Source organism: Paenibacillus sp. FSL R7-0179 (genome assembly GCF_038002265.1).
GTDB lineage: Bacteria > Bacillota > Bacilli > Paenibacillales > Paenibacillaceae > Paenibacillus_AQ.
This window is the reverse complement of sequence record NZ_JBBOCC010000001.1, coordinates 2,195,425-2,216,984: the sequence shown is the minus strand read 5'-3', so window position 1 is coordinate 2,216,984 and position 21,560 is coordinate 2,195,425. Positions and strand designations below refer to the sequence as shown.

General features: G+C 51.7%; 14 protein-coding genes and 3 rRNA genes. 5 read left to right on the top strand and 12 right to left on the bottom strand.

Features of this window, described 5'->3' with window-relative positions; translation table 11 throughout:
- Window positions 1-2 precede the first annotated feature (2 nt).
- Window positions 3-974 carry a LacI family DNA-binding transcriptional regulator gene (locus MKX63_RS09860; protein WP_341016787.1) on the bottom strand — a complete coding sequence of 324 codons (972 nt, stop codon included), beginning with the start codon at window positions 972-974 and terminating at the stop codon, window positions 3-5.
- A 139-nt stretch (window positions 975-1,113) separates the two neighbouring features.
- Here MKX63_RS09860 and MKX63_RS09855 point away from each other — a divergent pair, with 139 nt between their 5' ends.
- From MKX63_RS09855 to MKX63_RS09840, 4 genes are all read left to right on the top strand, one after another.
- Window positions 1,114-2,526: a glycoside hydrolase family 1 protein gene (locus tag MKX63_RS09855; protein WP_341016786.1), complete on the top strand. Its 1,413-nt coding sequence runs from the start codon at window positions 1,114-1,116 to the stop codon at window positions 2,524-2,526.
- Window positions 2,527-3,088: 562 nt separating this feature from the next.
- Entirely contained in the window at window positions 3,089-4,561 is a 1,473-nt protein-coding gene (locus tag MKX63_RS09850; protein ID WP_341016785.1) for a hypothetical protein, read from the top strand.
- A gap of 15 nt (window positions 4,562-4,576) precedes the next feature.
- On the top strand, window positions 4,577-5,263 hold the full coding sequence (locus tag MKX63_RS09845; protein WP_341016783.1) for a response regulator transcription factor: 687 nt from the start codon (window positions 4,577-4,579) through the stop codon (window positions 5,261-5,263).
- A 2-nt stretch (window positions 5,264-5,265) separates the two neighbouring features.
- Window positions 5,266-6,684: a sensor histidine kinase gene (locus MKX63_RS09840; protein ID WP_341016782.1), complete on the top strand. Its 1,419-nt coding sequence runs from the start codon at window positions 5,266-5,268 to the stop codon at window positions 6,682-6,684.
- Window positions 6,685-6,710: 26 nt separating this feature from the next.
- Here the strand turns inward: MKX63_RS09840 and MKX63_RS09835 are convergent, their stop codons facing one another.
- The 11 genes from MKX63_RS09835 to MKX63_RS09785 all read right to left on the bottom strand — a co-directional run bounded on the left by MKX63_RS09835 (window position 6,711) and on the right by MKX63_RS09785 (window position 19,850).
- Window positions 6,711-7,184 (bottom strand): OsmC family protein, encoded by a 474-nt coding sequence (locus MKX63_RS09835; RefSeq protein ID WP_341016781.1) that lies wholly within the window; start codon window positions 7,182-7,184, stop codon window positions 6,711-6,713.
- A 56-nt stretch (window positions 7,185-7,240) separates the two neighbouring features.
- Window positions 7,241-7,825, bottom strand: coding sequence for a DUF421 domain-containing protein (locus MKX63_RS09830; RefSeq protein ID WP_341016780.1), 585 nt, complete (start codon window positions 7,823-7,825; stop codon window positions 7,241-7,243).
- A 72-nt stretch (window positions 7,826-7,897) separates the two neighbouring features.
- A complete protein-coding gene (locus MKX63_RS09825; RefSeq protein ID WP_341016779.1) occupies window positions 7,898-8,695 on the bottom strand; it encodes a dihydrodipicolinate synthase family protein in 798 nt (265 codons plus the stop codon).
- A gap of 29 nt (window positions 8,696-8,724) precedes the next feature.
- Window positions 8,725-9,435, bottom strand: a complete 711-nt coding sequence (locus MKX63_RS09820; RefSeq protein WP_341016778.1) for a type 1 glutamine amidotransferase — start codon at window positions 9,433-9,435, stop codon at window positions 8,725-8,727.
- 127 nt (window positions 9,436-9,562) lie between these two features.
- Entirely contained in the window at window positions 9,563-10,660 is a 1,098-nt protein-coding gene (locus tag MKX63_RS09815; protein ID WP_341016777.1) for a hypothetical protein, read from the bottom strand.
- A 103-nt stretch (window positions 10,661-10,763) separates the two neighbouring features.
- Window positions 10,764-12,137: a sensor histidine kinase gene (locus tag MKX63_RS09810; protein ID WP_341016776.1), complete on the bottom strand. Its 1,374-nt coding sequence runs from the start codon at window positions 12,135-12,137 to the stop codon at window positions 10,764-10,766.
- Between the two features lie 2 nt (window positions 12,138-12,139).
- Window positions 12,140-12,799, bottom strand: a complete 660-nt coding sequence (locus MKX63_RS09805; protein WP_341016775.1) for a response regulator transcription factor — start codon at window positions 12,797-12,799, stop codon at window positions 12,140-12,142.
- Window positions 12,800-13,781: 982 nt separating this feature from the next.
- Window positions 13,782-13,898 (bottom strand): 5S ribosomal RNA (rrf, locus tag MKX63_RS09800).
- A gap of 147 nt (window positions 13,899-14,045) precedes the next feature.
- Window positions 14,046-16,971 (bottom strand): 23S ribosomal RNA (locus MKX63_RS09795).
- A gap of 236 nt (window positions 16,972-17,207) precedes the next feature.
- Window positions 17,208-18,768, bottom strand: a 16S ribosomal RNA gene (locus tag MKX63_RS09790).
- Together the 16S, 23S and 5S rRNA genes form the textbook arrangement of a ribosomal RNA operon.
- 197 nt (window positions 18,769-18,965) lie before the next feature.
- Window positions 18,966-19,850, bottom strand: a complete 885-nt coding sequence (locus MKX63_RS09785; protein ID WP_341016774.1) for a hypothetical protein — start codon at window positions 19,848-19,850, stop codon at window positions 18,966-18,968.
- A 387-nt stretch (window positions 19,851-20,237) separates the two neighbouring features.
- On the opposite strand from MKX63_RS09785, the gene MKX63_RS09780 reads away from it, so the two are divergent.
- Window positions 20,238-21,551, top strand: a complete 1,314-nt coding sequence (locus MKX63_RS09780) for a hemolysin family protein (RefSeq protein ID WP_341016772.1) — start codon at window positions 20,238-20,240, stop codon at window positions 21,549-21,551.
- Window positions 21,552-21,560 lie beyond the last annotated feature (9 nt).

The window sequence follows — 21,560 nt, the reverse complement described above, 5'->3', positions numbered from 1 at the left end:
TTTTAAGTAGTAGTTCTCTCCACCAGCTGAAATTCCAGCGGCTCCTGCTCCGCCTCTCCCCCCTTCAGCTTACAGAGAATCAGATGCAGCGCATTCTGTGCCTGTGCAGCGATCGGATTATCAATCGAAGTGATCCCTAGCGTATGGGCCAGCTCCGTGTTGTCGAAGCCGACCACCGCCAGCTCCTCTGGCACCTTCACCTTCAGTCTTCGGGCTTCGCTCAGCACCCCTGCCGCGACCATATCATTGGCGCAGAGGATGGCATTCGGAGGCCCGCCTGGAATCATCAGCAGCCTGCGGATCAGCGCCTCACCCTGCCGGATGGAAAAGATCCCTGTATGCGACCATTCCGGGTTCACCTCCAGATGATAGTTGCGGGCAGCATCCCGGTAGGCCTGTATCCGCCCGGAGGTATTCATGCTGGCCGGCCGGCCCCAGGCATTGGCAATCCGCGTATACCCCTTTTCAATCAGATGTTCAAGCCCGAGCATATATCCGTCATATTGATTCATGGCTACACTCTGAATCTCAGGAAGCTCCATCCGCTGCCAGGAGACAATCGGCCCGTATTTGCAATAGGAGCCCAAGAGCGCCTGATCGTTAACGCAGGTACTGATGACGAGCGCATCGACTCTTTTGCGCCGCATATCCTCGAAGGCTTGCAGCTCTTTGGCCGGATCGCCACCGGAGGTATAGATAATCGTCTGATATCCGTGCCGGCTCGCAGTCTCCACGAAGCTGTTCAGGAAGGGCAGCATCACCTCGTTGATCCCCTCCGTCACCATCCCGATCTGCATGGTCTCCCCTCTGGACAAGGAGATGGCATTGCCGTTCGGCACATAGTCCAGCTCTTCCATGATCTTCAGAATGATCTCCCGCGTTGCCTGGCTCACATGGGGAGAACGATTCAGTACTCTCGATACCGTAGCTTTGGAGAATCCCGACAGTTTAGCGATTTGATCCAGATTCGACATGATGGCTCTCCTTACATAAATTTTCATCTTTATAATAATACTTGACATGTAACGCGTTACAGCATTTAGCATGGAATTATAGGACCTATGAACAGCTTACCATATCTGAATCCATAACTAATAAAAGGCGGGATTATCGATGAATACACCATTTCCTGAAGGCTTCCTGTGGGGCGGCGCAGTCGCTGCGAACCAATTGGAAGGCGCATACAACGAGGACGGAAAGGGCCTGTCCACCCAGGACGTAGCTCCACAAGGAATCAAGGGCCCCATCACCGAGGTGCCTACCGAGGATAATATGAAGCTGGTCGGCATCGACTTTTACCACCGGTACAAGGAAGATATCAAGCTTTTTGCCGAAATGGGCTTCAAGGTCTTCCGCACCTCGATCGCCTGGTCCCGGATCTTCCCGAACGGCGACGAGCTGGAGCCTAATGAGCAAGGCCTGCAATTCTACGACGACCTGTTCGATGAATGTCACAAATACGGTATCGAGCCGCTGGTGACCCTCTCCCACTACGAAACTCCGCTGCACTTGTCCAAGCAGTATGACGGCTGGGTGAACCGGCAATTAGTCGGTTTCTATGAACGGTATGCCCGAACGGTATTCACCCGCTACAAGGACAAAGTCAAGTATTGGCTGACCTTCAACGAGATCAACTCCATCCTGCACGAGCCGTTCATGAGCGGCGGGATCTATACACCTAAGGACAAGCTGAGCAAGCAGGATCTGTATCAGGCCATTCATCACGAGCTGGTTGCAAGTGCCGTTGCGGTCAAAATCGGACATGAGATCAACCCGCAGGCCCAGATCGGCTGTATGATTCTAAGCATGCCTACGTACCCGCTCACACCTAACCCGGACGATGTCATTGCGGCCATGAAGTCAGAGCATATGAACTATTTCTTCGGGGATGTGCATGCCAGAGGCGTGTACCCTGGATATATGAAACGTTACTTCAGAGAGAATGGCATTGAGATTCACATGGAGCCTGGAGATGCAGACATTCTTAAGCATACCGTTGACTTTATCTCATTCAGCTACTATGTGAGCATCTGTGAGACTGGAGATCCCAGCAAACGCACCCAGGAAGGCAACCTGTTCAGCGGAGCGGCCAATCCATACCTGAAGGCCTCCGAATGGGGCTGGCAGATCGACCCGCAGGGTCTGCGCTATGTACTCAATATGTTCTATGACCGTTACCAGAAGCCTCTGTTTATTGTGGAGAATGGACTCGGGGCCAAGGACGAGCTGATTACCGGCGAAGACGGCGTGCCGACCGTGAATGACAACTACCGGATCGAGTACCTGAATGACCATCTGGTGCAGGTTGGCGAAGCCATCGAGGACGGCGTTGAACTCATGGGCTACACTTCATGGGGCTGCATTGACCTGGTCAGTGCGTCAACCGCACAGCTCAGTAAGCGCTACGGCTTCATCTATGTGGACCGCCACGACGACAATACCGGAACCCTGGAGCGTTACCGCAAGAAATCCTTCCACTGGTACAAGGAGGTTATTGCTACCAACGGGCAGAGCCTGCGGCGCTGAGGCGAATAGAATAGCCATGACAATACAGGTTGTCCCGAAAAGCCTTACAAAGGCTGATTGGGACAGCCTTTTTTTGCATATGGAAAGATAACATCTTGCGTTCTTCATGGCTTCAGATACAGGCTGCAATGCCCATTCCGCCCAGCCTGGATTAGACTGTAGGAATGGTAGCGACAGCGGCCCATTCCGCCGTCTTTGCCTGCCCCTCCCCCGATAACTGAAGATATCAATTTCAGTTGAATACGCCATTAACAAAAAGCGGGAAGGAGCGGAGGGGAAATTTGGAACTGTAGGAGCGATAGCGCCCGCCTTTGTATACGGATTTCAACCGCAAACAGCGGCTTGAATCAAGAAATCTGTATACAACAGCGGCCGAAAGTCCAAATGTTCACCGCAGTCGACGAGTTTAAGCTTTGCGTTTCTGTCATTTCATCTCATATTCCATCTCATATTCCATCTCATATTTATATCTTCACTTATCCCCCTTTACCATTTTGAAACTAATTCCCCAAAAGGTTAGGATATACTAGCCACAGATGAATCCTAAGGAGCGTAACCTGTAATGAACAAATATACCTTCGGCCTTAGCAGCCTCTTATTCTTAAGCCTGATCGCCTCCGGCTGTGGCACCATGAAGACGCCGAGTGATCTGCTTCAAGCCCCGTCACAGGGGAGTAACGACGGCAATCTTACCGGAATCGTCCGATCCTTTCTACCGGCCAACGCGCATTTAACGGTACCCATCCACTCGGCATCCGGCAGTGCGATTCAATTACAGGACCTGGACAAGGATGGGCAGGAGGAACTCCTGGCTTTCTACAAAACAGACAAAACCGATTATGAAATCAACACCCTCCTCCTCACACAGCAGAACGGCAATTGGACCAAGCTGGCTAACCTTACCGGGGTGGGCAGCGAATTAAATGAAGTGTCCTTCACAGATGTTACCGGTGACGGAGCGGAGGAGCTGCTGCTCGGATACGGCGGCGGAGAGGGATTAAGCAAAGAGCTGGCGGTCTACAGCCTAAGCGGCGGCAAGCTGAACGAGCTGCTTAAGCAGCCTTACGACCAGCTGGTCCTTGGCGACCTGACCGGGAGCGGGCATACCGACATTGCCTTGCTTCAGAGCACCTACACCACGGATAACATCCGTGAGACACATCTCCTGCTGCTCCGGCTCAAGGACGGTACGCTGCAGACTTTATCCGACCAGAGGCTGGACGGTAATGTGATCGAAGCCCAGTTCGGCAAGGCATCCCCTACACGGGACGCAATCGTCATCGATGCCGCCATTGGCGCACATGCTTCCTATACTTCACTTCTGATTTGGGAAAAAGACAGATTTACTGATATACTGGCAACAGATGATTATCAGCGTAACGCGCTCGCTGCAAGCAAGGATCTGGTGCTGTCTCCGCCAGCTGTCTCTCCTGACCTGCTTGGCAGCAGCAGTATTGCAATCAAGGACTACCCGCAGTCCAGCCTGGATGTGAACAATGACGGGATCTTGGAGTTCGGCTTCCTGGTACCGCCTGCCGGTACGCAGAGCATGGCTCCCTTGGCGACCCCATTCATCACCAAATATTATCAGTGGGACGGACAGTCCCGCCTGACCTTTGTGCAGGAGCAGTTCGACCGCTGGGGCTTCAACTTCCATATTCCCAAGTCCTGGGCGGGCCAGACCCTGCTGGAGGTTCCGGGAGAATCACCGCAGCCATGGGAGAAACTCCAGTTCAGCTATAAGAATGCCGGATCTGCTGTGACGGCTCCGCTGCTTGAGCTTCGCCTGCTGACGAAGAAGGCCTGGGCTGCCGCAGAGGTCCAGCTGAAGGCTGAGAATAGAGAATATACGCTGCTGTATGAGCAAGGGATCTCTAATAATGACACGGAGCCTACCCTGTTCGTTGCCGTAATGCCCGCAGCGGATGCCGCCGGCAAGCTGCAAGGTGCCGATCTGCAGAATTATAATCAGCTGAAGCTGACACTGGATGAAGTCGTTCAGCTGGCCGGCACACCCCAGAAGCCCCGGCAATAAGAAGGAGAGCTGTTCATGAAAGTGCTGATACTGGAAGACGAGAAGCCGATCCGTGATCTGCTGTGCATCAACCTTAAACGGGCAGGCTTCGAGATCGCGGAGGCTTCTACCGGTGAAGAGGCGCTGAGCATTGCCCGGGAGCAGAGGGATTTCGACATCGCGATTCTCGACCTGATGCTGCCCGGACTCAGCGGGTTCGAGGTGTGTACGCTGCTGCGGGCACAGTTCCCCCGGCTGGGAATCATTATGCTCACCGCCAAAAGCCAGGAAATCGACAAGGTCATGGGCCTGGAATCCGGCGCAGACGACTATGTGGTCAAGCCCTTCAGTCCGGTGGAGCTGGTCGCCCGGGTGCGCTCGCTTTACCGCCGGATGTATCCTGGAGAAGCGCTGCCGCAAGAGAATCTCATCGAGCTTCCGCCTTTTATTCTGATGCTGGATGAACGGAAATTATTGAAGGACGGGCAGGATATCCCGCTGACCCCAACCGAGTTTATGATCGTTAAGCTGCTGATGGAGCAGCCGAACAAGGCCATGAACCGGGACGATATTCTAACCGCCGTATGGGGGCAGTACTTCATGGGGGATCTTAAAATTGTAGATGTGAATATCAGCCGAATCCGCCAGAAGATCGGACAGGAGTCCTCCGGGCCGCAGTTCCTTGAGACGGTGTGGGGATTCGGATATATTTGGAGGGGCTAATCGTGCTGAAGGGAATCAGGTCCAGACTTATCGTCTATATTACCCTTATGCTGCTCCTGATCGTGCTGCTGCTGGAGGGGGTGTTCATTGCCGCTGTCCACTACTATTATCTGGGCAGTGCGATGGAGACATTGAATACAAGGGCCACGACTTCAGCGACCTTTTTCAATAAGTATCTGGAGAGCTACAGCTTGAATGAACGGGCGCGTTATATTCTGGAGAATCTCTCCCCTGAGGAGAGCAGTAAGGTGGAAGTGCTGACTCCTGCCGGGCAAGTGGTCATTAATTCCTTCGGCTTCTCCAGTACAGAGCAGGTGAATACCCCTGATGTCAGAGCAGCTCTGTCCAGCGGCAAAGGAAGCTTTCAGAGCATCAAGCCGGTGAACGGGGAACGAATTATGGCGGTCTCTATCGCGCTGAAGGAGTCGGGGAGCACAATTGGCTTGCTGCGTTACTCGGTCTCGGCAGAGCCTTTATATCATGTTATTGTGCGGATCGCACTCAATGCAGCCGTCATCGGGCTGCTCGTCATTGGATTCGGCTTCATGCTCAGCCTGATTATCGCCAAACGGATCGTAGGGCCGATCCAGCAACTGACCGGGGTCGCCAAGGAAATGGCCACCGGTAATTTTGCCGTCCGGGCAGAGAGGCGGTATGACGATGAAGTCGGCACCCTTGCGGTAACGCTGAATTATATGTCGGAGGAAATTCTCAAGAGCGAGAAGCTCAAATATGATTTCATCTCCTCCGTCACCCATGAGCTGCGGACCCCGCTTACCTCCATCAAAGGCTGGGGGGAGACTCTGCTGGTCGGTGATTTGTCGGACAGGCAAGAGACGCTCCAGGGTCTTGAAGTCATGACCGGGGAGACAGACCGGCTGATCGGCCTGGTGGAGGATCTGCTCGACTTCTCCAAGTTCCAGGCCGGAGAGATCCGCATTGTACGCCAGCCATATGATCTCAGAGGCCTGCTGGAGGATCTGCTGCTGCAGTTCAGATACCGGGGACAGACGAAGCAGATTCGCCTATATGCCGACCTTCCCGATCAGCCGCTGCCGGTGGACGGTGATTTTAACCGGTTGAAGCAGGTCTTCGTCAATTTGTTGGATAATGCGTTCAAGTTCACCCCTGCGGGGGGTGAGATCCGTCTTACCGCAGTGCTGGAAGGTGAGCGGATAACCGTCACTGTTGCTGACAACGGCGAAGGCATCGAGGCTGCGGATCTGGCACAGCTTGGCACCAAATTCTTCAAAGGCCGCTCCCGTCAATCCGGCAGCGGCCTGGGCCTCGCCATCTGCAAAGAAATTATCGGGCTGCATGACGGGCAGCTGCGGATCGAGAGCGAATTCACCGAGGGAACCACGGTAATTGTAGAGCTGCCGCGCTACGAGGTGGAGCAGCATTTTGCCTCAACAGAGTAGCTCTAGCTTTGTATTCCGCTGTGCTTCTATGACTCTATCCGGGCTTGTCCGTTCTCACAAGCAATTTCCACTACTGGCTTAGCTTCTATAACGACGTTCCCGGCCACGGCTCTGGAGATCATGCATGAGACTTCAGCCTTATGTGCCAACCGCTCTGCCAGCTTGAGCTGCGCCGGTGTCGCATCAGCCTGAAGCAGAATGCTGGGCTTATGCACGATCCGCTCGTACGTAAACACATTATTCGTGACATCTACTGTCGCCTCAGACGCCAGAGTCAGCCCCTCTGGAACAATCTCCGAACGCTCCAGCATCGCGGCCAGGGTAATCAGGTAACAGGTCGCTGCTGCGCCCAGCAGCATCTCGTCCGGGTTCGTGCCGGTTCCCGGTCCGCCCATCTCCTGCGGAATCGATATGACCGTACGCAGTCCTCCTGCATCTATATGCCCTTCGCTGTTACGCCCTCCATTCCATACCGCCTTCAGGTGAAAAGGATGCTTCATCTCATTACTTCCTTTCTTTCTTTTCTGCTTAGCATAATTTACAGCCGTTCTTACCTCTACTGCAACTTAATCTCCTCAAAAAGCCCCGTCTGCGGATCAGGCTGATCCAGATATGCAGCCTCGTTCGCCGGACCGCTTCCGCCCAGATATTTAGCAAAGAGCGCCTCTACCTGAGCCATAGTGACCGGCTTTGCGGAATCCTGCAGTTCATATCCCAGCTGGCCGTTAGGCTCAATCGTCGCCGTTTTAACATCGCTGAGCCTGGAGATGCCCTGTCCCCGCAGGCTCATCTCCAGCTCATCGACGGTTAACCTCAGCTTCCTCAGATTCTTAGGCTGAAGCTGTCCCTCCGCAATAACAATAACCGCAGGCCCCTTAATCAGCCGCTCAAAAGCATTCCACCGTACCTGCAGCCATTCCACCACGATTAATACAGCAATGAAGACTGCTGCTGCCACTATGGTAATCAGGATACTGTGATCCGCTATCGGCTGCACAATAATGGTTCCTATCGAGATCATCGCGATCGTCGTTGGAATGGTCATTTGCGAGATAGATTTCCGTCCGGCAAGCCGAAGCACCAGCATTCCAACTACAATCAGGACCAGCGCCTTCCATATTTCACTCCAGATTTCATGCATAGCCAGGTCTCCTTTGATAGGGTTGATTCCAGCTATTTTTTGTCATTTAGGAGATTAATATTCATTGTAGGATTAGAGAAGGGGTGCCCGGCAGACACCCGCTTGAATGCCTATGCTGTTGTAATGCTGTTTGATGTTAATTAGGGCATGGCCGTTGAACACCCGGGAGACCCGCTCTTCGATGGGACCAGCCTCCACCTGTTCCTGCCGCAGCAGCCGCTCCACTGCGGCCTTGATCTCCCGGGGGTATATATTTCCAGCCACACTGGAGAGACCATTGCAAGGGCCTGAGTCGAAATTCTCCACAAGCTTCATATCCCCCGCAGCAAAAAGAATGAATTCCTCCGGGTACTCCACCCCCGCATGCCGCTGCAAATCGCCTGTTTCCTTATACCCTACAATGTTCGGATAACGGCGGATTAATGTGTACAACGACTCCGGGGTCAGATCGAATCCGGTTCTTCCCGGATTATTATAGAGAGCAACAGGCTTAGAGGTGTGACTAAGCAGCTCCTCCACATAAGCGATTGCCTGCTGCTGCGTAGGCCGGATGTAGGGCGGGAAGCCAATCATAATGGCATCCATCACCGATGTCTCCAGCGCCTGCACCAGCGTTACCGCGTCCCGGGTTCTGATAGCTGAAGCCCCGAAGACCAGCTCTATCCCTTGGAATCGCTGCTGATTGAAGTACTCAATGATCTCCAGTCTCTCCCCGATACTCATCGAATGCTGCTCACCGGTGCTTCCTGAGATAAGCAGCGATTCGATACCATTCTGCTTCTGGTAGGCGACAATGGCTTCGAATCCTTCTACATTCAGACCTTCATCCTTATGAAAAGGCGTAGGGATCGCTACATTTAATCTTTTCATATTACACTCCTTACTGTTAGTAGCTGTACTTAAGAAGTTCTGGACAAATACTTCTCTTCCATCGCATCCAGGAGTATGAACAGCAGGGTATTAGACGCTATTATTCGCTCTGCCTGATCTGTCATTTCGGACGGTGCTTGAATATACTCGCCAGGCTCCAGCTCTCCGGCACAATTTGTAATGATTTTGCGGATGCTGGATTCATTAACCTCCAGATGGAACTGCAGGCCGACTACATAATCCTCATATTCATAACACTGATGGGCACAGCCCAGGCTGGAAGCAAGCCTCCTCGCTCCGGCAGGCAGACTGAAGGTATCTCCATGCCAGTGAAACGGCACCCATTGCTCCGGGAACCCTTTGAAAAAGGCAGAAGCCTGCGCATCTCCCGTTAGCCTGACAGGGAACCAGCCGATCTCCTTCCACTTGTTAGGGTAGACCTCTCCGCCGATTTGTTCAGCAATAAGCTGCGCCCCCAGACAGATTCCCAGCGTCAGCTTATGCGAGTGGATCGCTTCTTTAATGAAGGCTTTCTCTGCCGTCATCCAAGAGTATAGTGCTTCATCATATACTCCCATCGGGCCGCCCATCACCACGAGCATATCGAAATCCCGGATAGCAGGCAGAGCCTGACTCTCATACAGCCGTGTTGTTGTTAGCTCATGCCCCTTGACCACTGCCCAACCTGAGATTTCCTCCGCCGCTTCAAACGGAACATGCTGCAAGCAATGAATTCTCATGCACTCCACCCGCTTTACATTTTTTATACGATCATCTTCTATCTACAATGTAACAAAAAATCCTGATGAATCAAGAAATACTTGATCATCAGGACAAATTCACTTCTATAACCGCTCAGCTTCCTGCTTATTTAGCCTTATCGGCAGGCTCATAGATCAGACAACGCAGCTGCTTACCCGGATAGCGTAATTCCGCATTATATTTGCTGCCGTCTTCCAGTAACACATCCACGGCTACCATTCCGCGTTTATTGTTTTTCTCGGTGTCCGTCAGATACGCCTTCACTATCTTTCTTTTCTCTCCCTGCTTGTCCTTTACAATCCGGGTGGCTTCCTTTATCCAGCTGTCATCCTTCTTCACGGCAGCCGCTGTTGCCGCATCGATAGGGGTTCTTTTAATAACAGAGTTAAAGGCTGTCGTATCTACCACCACCCCGGTGTCCGGATCAATCCGCACATCATATTGCCAGTATTCCTGGCCTTGTCCACGCAAAGTACGTGACTTATATGGAGCGGAGTGAACTGTCCAATAGGAAGGCCTGCCAAAATTATAGTCCGGTTGAATCAGCATAACATTTGTTTGCAGCTTGGATACATCGGCATCGAACAGCTTGCGCACACTTTCAGCTGCCCTCGCCTGTACTTCAGCCTGGCTGAATTTATCCGGTACGGCAACGGGAGGGGCAGTTATATTACGTTTGGAGGCCACAAGATTAAGCCGGTAGTACCAGTCAATCATTTGCAGCATCTCTTCATCCGTCCAGGTGTGCTCCGGTTGATGGTACGTATTGTTCTTTATATCGAAATACACCTCTCCTTGCCCCGCCTGTAGCGGCAATGGCTTCTGTGGCCGCACACCATCATACACATACTGATCCTCCAGCACCAGCCAGCGGTTGGTCTCCGCTTCGGTCATGTTCCGGCCTGAACTGTGGGGGTCACCCGGAAGCTCCATATAGTCGTAGATTTGCTGTATCTCTTCCTCTGTCATCTGCTCCAGCAGCAGATCATCATTTACGGTAGACACCGGCACGGCTGCCTCCACCTTCAGTACAGGAATAGCGTCTTCAGCCGGACTTGCCTTAGCATTTACCTGGGTCGCCGTACTGTACTTCGCGATGACTGCCGAGTTCGCCAGACTGGGGACAAGAAGTCCGCTGAATGCGAACATACCGCCTGAGCATAGAACAACTGCCATAGTAACAGACCACTTTTGCTTGTTCAATTGTATGACCTCCATCGGGATTCAGAATATGAACTCTTTCCATAGCTTAATCCCGGGATATTATAGAGTAGAGGAGCAGTTGTTATGGAGTTGTAAAATAGCTTCACAAAGTTGAGCTTAAAAAAAGGCGGATGCGCGTTCCCTTCCCGGGAGCAGATAGCAGCTCAATTCTGGCCTGATGCGCTTCAGCAATCTGGCGGCATAGAGACAGACCCAGACCTGCATGGCCATAGGCCCGCGAACGTGAAGGATCTGCACGGTAGAACGGCTCAAACGCCCGCCTGCTCTGCTCTTCTGTCATTCCGCTTCCGCTATCCTGTACTTCAAGCACCCCTTCTCCGTCCTGCTGATAGGCCAGCACACGGATCGTCTGCCCTGGCGGGGACACCGGAATTGCATTTTCGATCAGATTCACCAGTAAAGCCGCCAGAAGATCAGCATCTCCCCATAAGGCAGGAATGGAGCTATTCATCTCCAGCAGTAATCCGTTATCTGTCACCCTCTGTTGCTCAGTCTGGGCCACAGTGTCAAATAGCGAAGCTACGTCTACCTCTGCCAACACCAGCGGTTGATGCCGCAGAACGGACAGATCCAGCAGTTTAAAAGCCAGATTCTTCAACCTCACCGTCTCACTTAAGATATAATGGCCTGCCTTGATCTGATCCTCCCGGTCGATATTCGCCGTAGTCAGCAGCTCTGCGAATCCCTGCATACTGGTCAGCGGTGTCCGCAGCTCATGGGCCAGATTATCGACCATCCGCTGCTTGTCCTCGGCCATGTCCGATAGATCGGTAATCCGCTGCTCCACCACCGAGGCCATCCGGTTGAAGTTTACGGCCAGCTCCCCGAATTCATCCCTGCTGTTCAGCTCCACACGGTTGGAATAATCGCCTTCAGCAATCGTCTTCGTCGTCTCTGACAACAGCTTGAGCGGCTTGGTCAGATGCCGGATCAGAAGGTAGAGCAGCACCACAAGAAGCGGTCCCACAATCCAGTTAATCATTACAAAAAAACGGTTAAGCTCCTCCTGCTGGGCATACAGCTCGCTGATATCACGATTATAGGCCAGCTCCAGATGCTGATAGGGGGCCGGGAGCGGCATCGCTAACGTCATGATATGTGCTTCCAGTGCTGCACCCGTCTCTTTCTGACCGGAACTCCCCCCGTCCTCAATGGGATAGAGCAGCCTCCCATTCTCCCGCAGCTCTAATCCTATTCCCTGTTTGCGGTAATGCTGACCATAAGATTGAGCCACTCTCAACAACAGTGCCGGGTTGAGCGATACTCCTCTTGCCCGAATCGAATCCAGATTCTCATAGATATTATTCATAATTAGCAGCTGCTCGCTGGCCGCACGATTGCTCTCACTGGCCATGTTCAGCTGCCAGCTTTTTTTCATCACCATTACGACACTTACATCAAGGGCTGCTATAAAAAGAACCAGCACAGCAAGCAGAATCTTATGCCAGAACCGCATGGCTAGACCTGAACTTCCAGCCGGTAGCCCAGCTTGAACACGGTTTTGATCCGTTCTTCCCAGCCCAGCTTTTTACGCAGCTGCCGGATATGTACATCCACAGTACGGGTATCACCGGCATAATCATAGCCCCAAGCCAGCTCCAGCAGCTTCTCTCTGGAAAGAGCAATATTCCGGTTACGGATCAGCACTTCAAGCAGCTCGAATTCTCTGGCCGTCAGATCCACTGGCAGCTGATCCACCCAGACCTGACGCTCTGTGAACCGGACTTCAACCCCATCGCATATATAAGCAGAAGCGGCCTGCTCATTCCTCCGCAACACGACATTAATCCGGGCCAGCAGCTCCAGAATCTCAAAAGGCTTAATAATATAATCATCCGCCCCCAGCTCGAAGCCCCTGATCCGGTCAGAGAGTGCACCCCGGGCTGTAATCAGAATCACCGGAATCCGCAGTGGCGCAATCTGCTCCATCACCCCGAACCCGTCCAGACCGGGAAGCATGACATCCAAGAGAACCAGATCCGCACGTTCCTTCTCCAGCATGTCTGCTACCTCCGAGCCGCTATAGGCTTTGGCATACGTATGTCCCACCAGCTTAAGGTTCATAGTTATTAAATCATTAATCGCCTGTTCATCCTCAACAACAAGTATATGAGCCATCTGTAGAATATCCTCCTAACTTCTGTAGCCACGAGGTGACTGTTCATAGGTAACCTAATCTTAATCATACCAGATTCCATAACATCCATAACCTTTAAGCCGAACCTGACCTTACCCACCCACCTGCCAAAAAGTCCTGACGAATCAAGAACTGCTTGATCGTCAGGACTACTTTGTTCATAGTACATAAACTTCCCGTTTATTTTCTCATATCGGCGGGCTCATAAATGAGGTAACGCAGCCCAGTCCTTGTCCCCGCATGGTCCGCTCCTTGTAGGGTGAGAAACACACCCACTATTGGGGAGGAAAGCCAAATCACGGTTTTCGCAGACTAGTGGATATTTCCAGCTTGGACACATCCGCACCATAAAGCTTACGTACACTTTCAGCCGCACGCATGATAAATTCAGACTCGCTATACTTCTCAGGAAAAACAGGTTTGTCCGGATAGCGTAGAGAGGATACATAACCCTGCCGAAACGAATAACCCCCCGGCACATAACAGGACAACTATAGAAAAACAGACCACATTTTCTTATTCAATAGGATAACCTCATTAGGAATATAGTACTTTCTCTACCACTATCCTACTCTCAACATGTTATAAAATAGAGTAACAGTTGTTATGGAGTTGTAAAAAGTAACAGGACCGGCAATGACTCGATCCAGATTGGAACCAAGACGGCTTCTACAGCACGCAAATGGAAAAAAGTATCTTATTGCTTAAGTTTCCGACAGACGGACCGAAGCAAGTGGACAAACAACAACTATTTCTGCGTGCGAACTCTTCTTTGGCTGAAATCGAATCTATTAAGTGTTGTTTTTCCAACTCCTGTCCCTGCATCGGTCATTTGCTTATCAGCAAGTGGATAAAATCTAACTATCGGCCGTAACCGTTATATCGTTGCTTATCTGGCTGCGCCCAGGCTTCTCCGGAAAATACAAAAAGACCACTATCAGAAAATCAACAGTGGTCTTAAGTGCTTGGCAACGTCCTACTCTCCCAGGACCCTTCGGTCCAAGTACCATCGGCGCTGGAGGGCTTAACGGTCGTGTTCGGGATGGGTACGTGTGGAACCCCTCCGCTATCGCCACCAAACGGGCATTTGAATATCAAATGCTATTATTCAGGTCTCAGCATCGCCAAATGCTGAAAACAAATTTTCTTTACCGAGCTACTTGAGCTCCATAAATTACAATTTGATTCCTGAAAACTGAATCCGAAACAAATCTGCGTGATCGAAATTTGGATAAGCCCTCGACCGATTAGTATTGGTCAGCTCCATGCATTGCTGCACTTCCACCTCCAACCTATCTACCTCGTCGTCTTCAAGGGGTCTTACATACTGGGAAATCTCATCTTGAGGGGGGCTTCACGCTTAGATGCTTTCAGCGCTTATCCCGTCCGTACGTAGCTACTCAGCCATGCTCCTGGCGGAACAACTGATGCACCAGCGGTACGTCCATCCCGGTCCTCTCGTACTAAGGACAGCTCCTCTCAAATTTCCTGCGCCCACGACAGATAGGGACCGAACTGTCTCACGACGTTCTGAACCCAGCTCGCGTACCGCTTTAATGGGCGAACAGCCCAACCCTTGGGACCTACTTCAGCCCCAGGATGCGATGAGCCGACATCGAGGTGCCAAACCTCCCCGTCGATGTGGACTCTTGGGGGAGATAAGCCTGTTATCCCCAGGGTAGCTTTTATCCGTTGAGCGATGGCCCTTCCATGCGGTACCACCGGATCACTAAGTCCGACTTTCGTCCCTGCTCGACTTGTAGGTCTCGCAGTCAAGCTCCCTTATGCCTTTGCACTCTGCGAATGATTTCCAACCATTCTGAGGGAACCTTTGAACGCCTCCGTTACTCTTTAGGAGGCGACCGCCCCAGTCAAACTGCCCGCCTGACACGGTCCCCGTACCGGGTTACGGTACCAGGTTAGAACCTAGATACGATCAGGGTGGTATCCCAACGGCGCCTCCACAGAAGCTTGCGCTCCTGCTTCAACGGCTCCCACCTATCCTGTACAGATCGTACCCAAATTCAATATCAAGCTGCAGTAAAGCTCCATGGGGTCTTTCCGTCTTGTCGCGGGTAACCTGCATCTTCACAGGTATTAAAATTTCACCGGATCTCTCGTTGAGACAGCGCCCAAGTCGTTACGCCATTCGTGCGGGTCAGAATTTACCTGACAAGGAATTTCGCTACCTTAGGACCGTTATAGTTACGGCCGCCGTTTACTGGGGCTTCGGTTCACAGCTTCGGATTGCTCCTAACCGCTCCCCTTAACCTTCCAGCACCGGGCAGGCGTCAGCCCGTATACTTCGCCTTACGGCTTCGCACAGACCTGTGTTTTTGCTAAACAGTCGCTTGGGCCTTTTCACTGCGGCCCCCTCGGGCTATTCACCCTACCGAGGCACCCCTTCTCCCGAAGTTACGGGGTCATTTTGCCGAGTTCCTTAACGAGAGTTCTTCCGCGCGCCTTAGAATTCTCTTCTCGCCTACCTGTGTCGGTTTGCGGTACGGGCACCTTCTCCTGACTAGAGGCTTTTCTTGGCAGTGTGAGATCATGACCTTCGCTACTGTAATTTTCGCTCCCCATCACAGCCCAGCCTTACGGTGTGCGGATTTGCCTGCACACCAGCCTCACTGCTTAGACGGACATCCATCAGTCCGCGTCACTACCCTCCTGCGTCACCCCATCGCTCATAGCGGATTACGGTGGTACAGTAATTTCAAACTGTTGTCCTTCGACTACGCCTGTCGGCCTCGCCTTAGGTCCCGACTTACCCTGAGCGGACGAGCCTTCCTCAGGAAACCTTGGGCTTTCGGCGGATCAGATTCTCACTGATCTTTTCGTTACTCATACCGGCATTCTCACTTGTGTAGTGTCCAGCGCTCCTTACGGTACACCTTCAACCCCTACACAACGCTCCCCTACCCCAGATGCAAAGCATCTAGCCATAGCTTCGGTGGTGTGTTTAGCCCCGTTACATTTTCGGCGCAGAGTCACTCGACCAGTGAGCTATTACGCACTCTTTCAATGGTGGCTGCTTCTAAGCCAACATCCTGGTTGTCTGTGCAACTCCACATCCTTTCCCACTTAACACACACTTGGGGACCTTAGCTGATGGTCTGGGCTGTTTCCCTTTTGACAATGGATCTTAGCACTCACTGTCTGACTCCCGGCAAGAAGGTAATGGCATTCGGAGTTTGACTGAGCTTGGTAACCCTTGCGGGCCCCGCACCCAATCAGTGCTCTACCTCCACCACTCCATTCACCGAGGCTAGCCCTAAAGCTATTTCGGGGAGAACCAGCTATCTCCGAGTTCGATTGGAATTTCTCCGCTACCCCCACCTCATCCCCGCATTTTTCAACATGCGTGGGTTCGGGCCTCCAGTGCGTGTTACCGCACCTTCACCCTGGACAGGGGTAGATCACACGGTTTCGGGTCTACGTCCACATACTCAGTCGCCCTATTCAGACTCGCTTTCGCTGCGGCTCCGGCTTCTCACCTTAACCTTGCATGTTAAACGTAACTCGCCGGTTCATTCTACAAAAGGCACGCCATCATCCATAAAGAGGACTCTGACTTTTTGTAAGCACACGGTTTCAGGTTCTATTTCACTCCCCTTCCGGGGTGCTTTTCACCTTTCCCTCACGGTACTGTTTCACTATCGGTCGCCAGGTAGTATTTAGCCTTAGCAGATGGTCCTGCTGGATTCATACGGGGTTTCACGTGCCCCGCACTACTCGGGATCCGTCTCGGAGAGAATACCATTTCGGCTACAGGGCTTTTACCTCTATCGCGGGCCTTTCCAGACCTCTTCGCCTACCCTATTCCTTTGTAACTCCATGTGAGACGTCCCACAACCCCAAGAGGCAAGCCCCTTGGTTTAGGCTGTTCCGCGTTCGCTCGCCGCTACTGACGGAATCACTATTGTTTTCTCTTCCTCAGGGTACTTAGATGTTTCAGTTCCCCTGGTCTGCCTCTGCGTATCCTATGTATTCAGATACGAGTAACTGCGAATTACCACAGCTGGGTTTCCCCATTCGGACACCCCCGGATCAAAGCTTGCTTACAGCTCCCCGAGGCAGTTTCGTTGTTCGCCACGTCCTTCGTCGGCTCCTGGCGCCTAGGCATCCTCCGTGTGCTCTTAGTAGCTTAACCAATGTGTTTTCCGTTAGGAAAATCACTTAGCATCACTAAAATATTGAAACTTGTTTACACAAGTTCAGCTTAAAGGAATGTTCTAAAACGCAAATTCGTTTCGGTATCCAGTTTTCAAGGATCAAGTTTCTTGCGTGAGAGTTTGAGCTCTCAAAACTGACCAACGAGTGAGTAACTAGCCGACCGGCTAGATTTAAGATTTGAATGTTTCCGTTGCAGGAAACGATTCTCCATAGAAAGGAGGTGATCCAGCCGCACCTTCCGATACGGCTACCTTGTTACGACTTCACCCCAATCATCTACCCCACCTTCGGCGGCTGGCTCCCTTGCGGGTTACCCCACCGACTTCGGGTGTTGTAAACTCTCGTGGTGTGACGGGCGGTGTGTACAAGACCCGGGAACGTATTCACCGCGGCATGCTGATCCGCGATTACTAGCAATTCCGACTTCATGCAGGCGAGTTGCAGCCTGCAATCCGAACTGAGACCGGCTTTGCTGGGATTGGCTCCACCTCGCGGCTTCGCTTCCCGTTGTACCGGCCATTGTAGTACGTGTGTAGCCCAGGTCATAAGGGGCATGATGATTTGACGTCATCCCCACCTTCCTCCGGTTTGTCACCGGCAGTCACTCTAGAGTGCCCAGCTCAACCTGCTGGCAACTAAAGTCAAGGGTTGCGCTCGTTGCGGGACTTAACCCAACATCTCACGACACGAGCTGACGACAACCATGCACCACCTGTCTCAACTTTCCCCGAAGGGCACCTGATGCATCTCTGCTTCGTTAGTTGGATGTCAAGACCTGGTAAGGTTCTTCGCGTTGCTTCGAATTAAACCACATACTCCACTGCTTGTGCGGGTCCCCGTCAATTCCTTTGAGTTTCAGTCTTGCGACCGTACTCCCCAGGCGGAGTGCTTACTGTGTTAACTTCGGCACCAAGGGTATCGAAACCCCTAACACCTAGCACTCATCGTTTACGGCGTGGACTACCAGGGTATCTAATCCTGTTTGCTCCCCACGCTTTCGCGCCTCAGCGTCAGTTACAGCCCAGAAAGTCGCCTTCGCCACTGGTGTTCCTCCACATATCTACGCATTTCACCGCTACACGTGGAATTCCACTTTCCTCTTCTGTACTCAAGTCACCCAGTTTCCAGTGCGACCTCAGGTTGAGCCCAAGGTTTAAACACCAGACTTAAATAACCGCCTGCGCGCGCTTTACGCCCAATAATTCCGGACAACGCTTGCCCCCTACGTATTACCGCGGCTGCTGGCACGTAGTTAGCCGGGGCTTTCTTCTCAGGTACCGTCACTCCGGCAGCAGTTACTCTACCGGACGTTCTTCCCTGGCAACAGAGCTTTACGATCCGAAAACCTTCATCACTCACGCGGCGTTGCTCCGTCAGGCTTGCGCCCATTGCGGAAGATTCCCTACTGCTGCCTCCCGTAGGAGTCTGGGCCGTGTCTCAGTCCCAGTGTGGCCGTTCACCCTCTCAGGTCGGCTACGCATCGTCGCCTTGGTGGGCCGTTACCCCACCAACTAGCTAATGCGCCGCAGGCCCATCCCCAAGCAGCAGATTGCTCCGCCTTTCATTCTCTCCTCAGGAGAAGAAAGAAATTATCCGGTATTAGCTACCGTTTCCGGTAGTTATCCCAGCCTTGAGGGCAGGTTGCCTACGTGTTACTCACCCGTCCGCCGCTAAGTCTGAAAGGAAGCAAGCTTCCTCTCAAACTCCGCTCGACTTGCATGTATTAGGCACGCCGCCAGCGTTCGTCCTGAGCCAGGATCAAACTCTCCAAATTGGTATTTAGAAAGAGCGATTGCTCATTTTGAAACATCTGACGAGAATTGTTACATCCTCTAATTTGGATCTCACCGAAGTGATCTCCAGATACTCACTCGTTGTTCAGTTTTCAAAGATCAAGCTCGTTGTCAGCGCCGCTCACCGCGTCACCAGCAACTTTTATAATATAACATGGATCAAACAACTATGCAACTATTATTTCAAAAGTTTCTGCTGAAGCAATACCATCAGCTCTTCCGCAGTATCCCAAACCAGAGGACGTATCTCCTGAAGATGTATCCTTAACAGATCTGCCTCATCGCTTCTGACCGTCCAGATTACCGGAATGTTCAGCCCAAGCGCATAGCCCGCTGCCAGATACACCTCAGATGACTGGCCTGTGAGGTCCGCAATAACCAGCTTGCTGTCCGCCACAGACTCCAGGGAATTCGTAGCTTTGCTCCTGCTGGCAAGCAAACGGGGTAAATAGCCAAATTGCTCGATTTTGGCCCAAAGCTTGTCCTGCCATTCCGCCTGCAGCTTCTCATCATCCGGCAGAAGAACCAGGCATTGTTGTAAAATCCGGCCGCCTGCGATTGCAGCAGCTTCCTCCCACCCCATAGGGGTCAAAGAGAAGTTCATACCTTCCCGGACTAACAGCTCCTCATTTTGCAGCCTGTCAATAATATAGACCAGCTCCTGCAGATTGGGAGAGTACGTCAGATTGTAGCTGCGGGACAGGGGATGAATAACCACCGGCTCCCCAGGGCCACCGCAATGCCTATGCAGATACTGCAGCAGCCTGTTTCCTTTATCCTCAGCAGTTGCCGGAATACCCGGGGCATTCACAATCTCCTCCAGATCACTGAACGCAAGGACCACCTTCCCGCCACAATCCATTTTTTCGCGGATATAGCCTGAGATCAGATGCAGCATGTCCCGCTTCTGCTGGAACGAGAGCGCAAGAATCGATTCATAACTGTCTCTAAGCAAGCTGTAGCTTCCCCCAGGAGAGCAGGAGCAGTCGAAATATTGATCATACTCACCGTCTGCTGCAATGCGGACAATCTGATCGCAGAATGCACAATGTTTCTTTTGCATAACCATCACCTCTTCAGAATAGCAGTCTCCCTACCTTACCAAGAATGGATGGAAAAGTGGACCGGAAATTCCTTCCTCCCCATACAGCGCTTAGCGTTTCTTCACCTAATAGGTGCCGGCAAGCGGGCGGGACATCAGATGGGTCTCCGAATTCCGCAAAATGCAAACCATGACGTGAAACTGGATGGTTTACACGCTTTTATGTTATACTCCTTCGTATATTTAGGTGGGGAGGTGAACAATAAATGGGAAGGCGATTTTGCAAATGGATTGTGCTCATGAATTGATTCACTTCTCAAGCGGCTGTTCATGTCCATCGTTAAGTTCTATAGGATATGCAATCTAACCATAACTTGGAGGTGAATCCCTCTTCATGAGGGGGAAAGCTTGGACCTAATAACGATCACTAATTTAATTATTCTTGCCATATTAATTGTTTTAACCGCTTTTTTTGTAGCTTCGGAATTTGCGGCCGTCAAAATCCGCATGTCGCGCATTGAACAATTGATTGATGAAGGAAATAAGAAAGCCGTCATTGCCAAAAAGGTTGTCGGTAATTTGGACTATTATCTTTCCGCCTGCCAGCTTGGAATTACCGTTACAGCCCTTGGTCTGGGGGCGATCGGTAAACCAGCCGTGGAACGCATTCTTTACCCGGTCTTTGATTTCTTTAACTTGTCCGGCGCAACCGCTTCCGTTGCTTCCTATGCCATTGCGTTTATTTTTGTTACCTTCTTACACGTCGTTGTAGGTGAAATGGCACCCAAGACGCTGGCGATCCAGTTTTCTGAAAAGATGACGCTGCTGCTCTCTCCCCCACTGTACTGGTTCGGCAAAATTATGCATCCTTTTATCGTTGCCCTAAATGGAACTTCCCGGGTTATTCTGCGCCTGTTTGGAGTAAAACCCGCCGGACATGAAGATCATTATTCAGAAGAGGAGCTTCGGATCATTATGGCTCAAAGCTTCAAAGGCGGGGCGCTGAATGAAACAAAGCTGGAATATTTAGATAATGTATTTGCTTTTGATGAACGTATCGCCAAAGACATCATGATTCCAAGAACTGAAATGGTAGCTTTGGATTACGCAATGTCGTATGAAGAGATCATAAGTGTCATTGATTCCAATAATTATAGCCGTTACCCGGTCACCCAGGATGGAAACAAGGATATCATTCATGGTGTGGTGAACATCAAAAAAATGCTTCCCCACATTATCGCCGGCCGGGAGCGTCATCTGAAGGATTTTGTACGCAGCCTCCCCATTGTAGCGTCGACGACTCCTATTAAGGAAGCTATGCTCAAAATGCAGCAGGAACAGATGCATATGGCCATGGTTGCTGACGAATATGGAGGTACAGCCGGAATCCTGACCTTAGAGGATATTCTGGAGGAGCTTGTAGGCGAAATCCGCGACGAGTTTGACGCAGATGAACTTGCTGATATTCAGCTTATCGGCGAGCAGATCTATAGGATCAATGGACGTGTCTTGCTTGAAGAGATTGAACAGCAGTTTGGATTAGTCTTTGAGGACAGGGATGGCATAGATACTATCGGAGGCTGGATTCAATATAAGGCCGGCAATCCCGTGACCCCGGGGTATGAGCTTCAGGATGGCGGTCAACACTGGGTCATTACTGAAATGGATAACCTGCAGATCAAGCAGATTGTTCTTACGAGAGCAGTAGAGCAATCTTCATAGCGTATAATT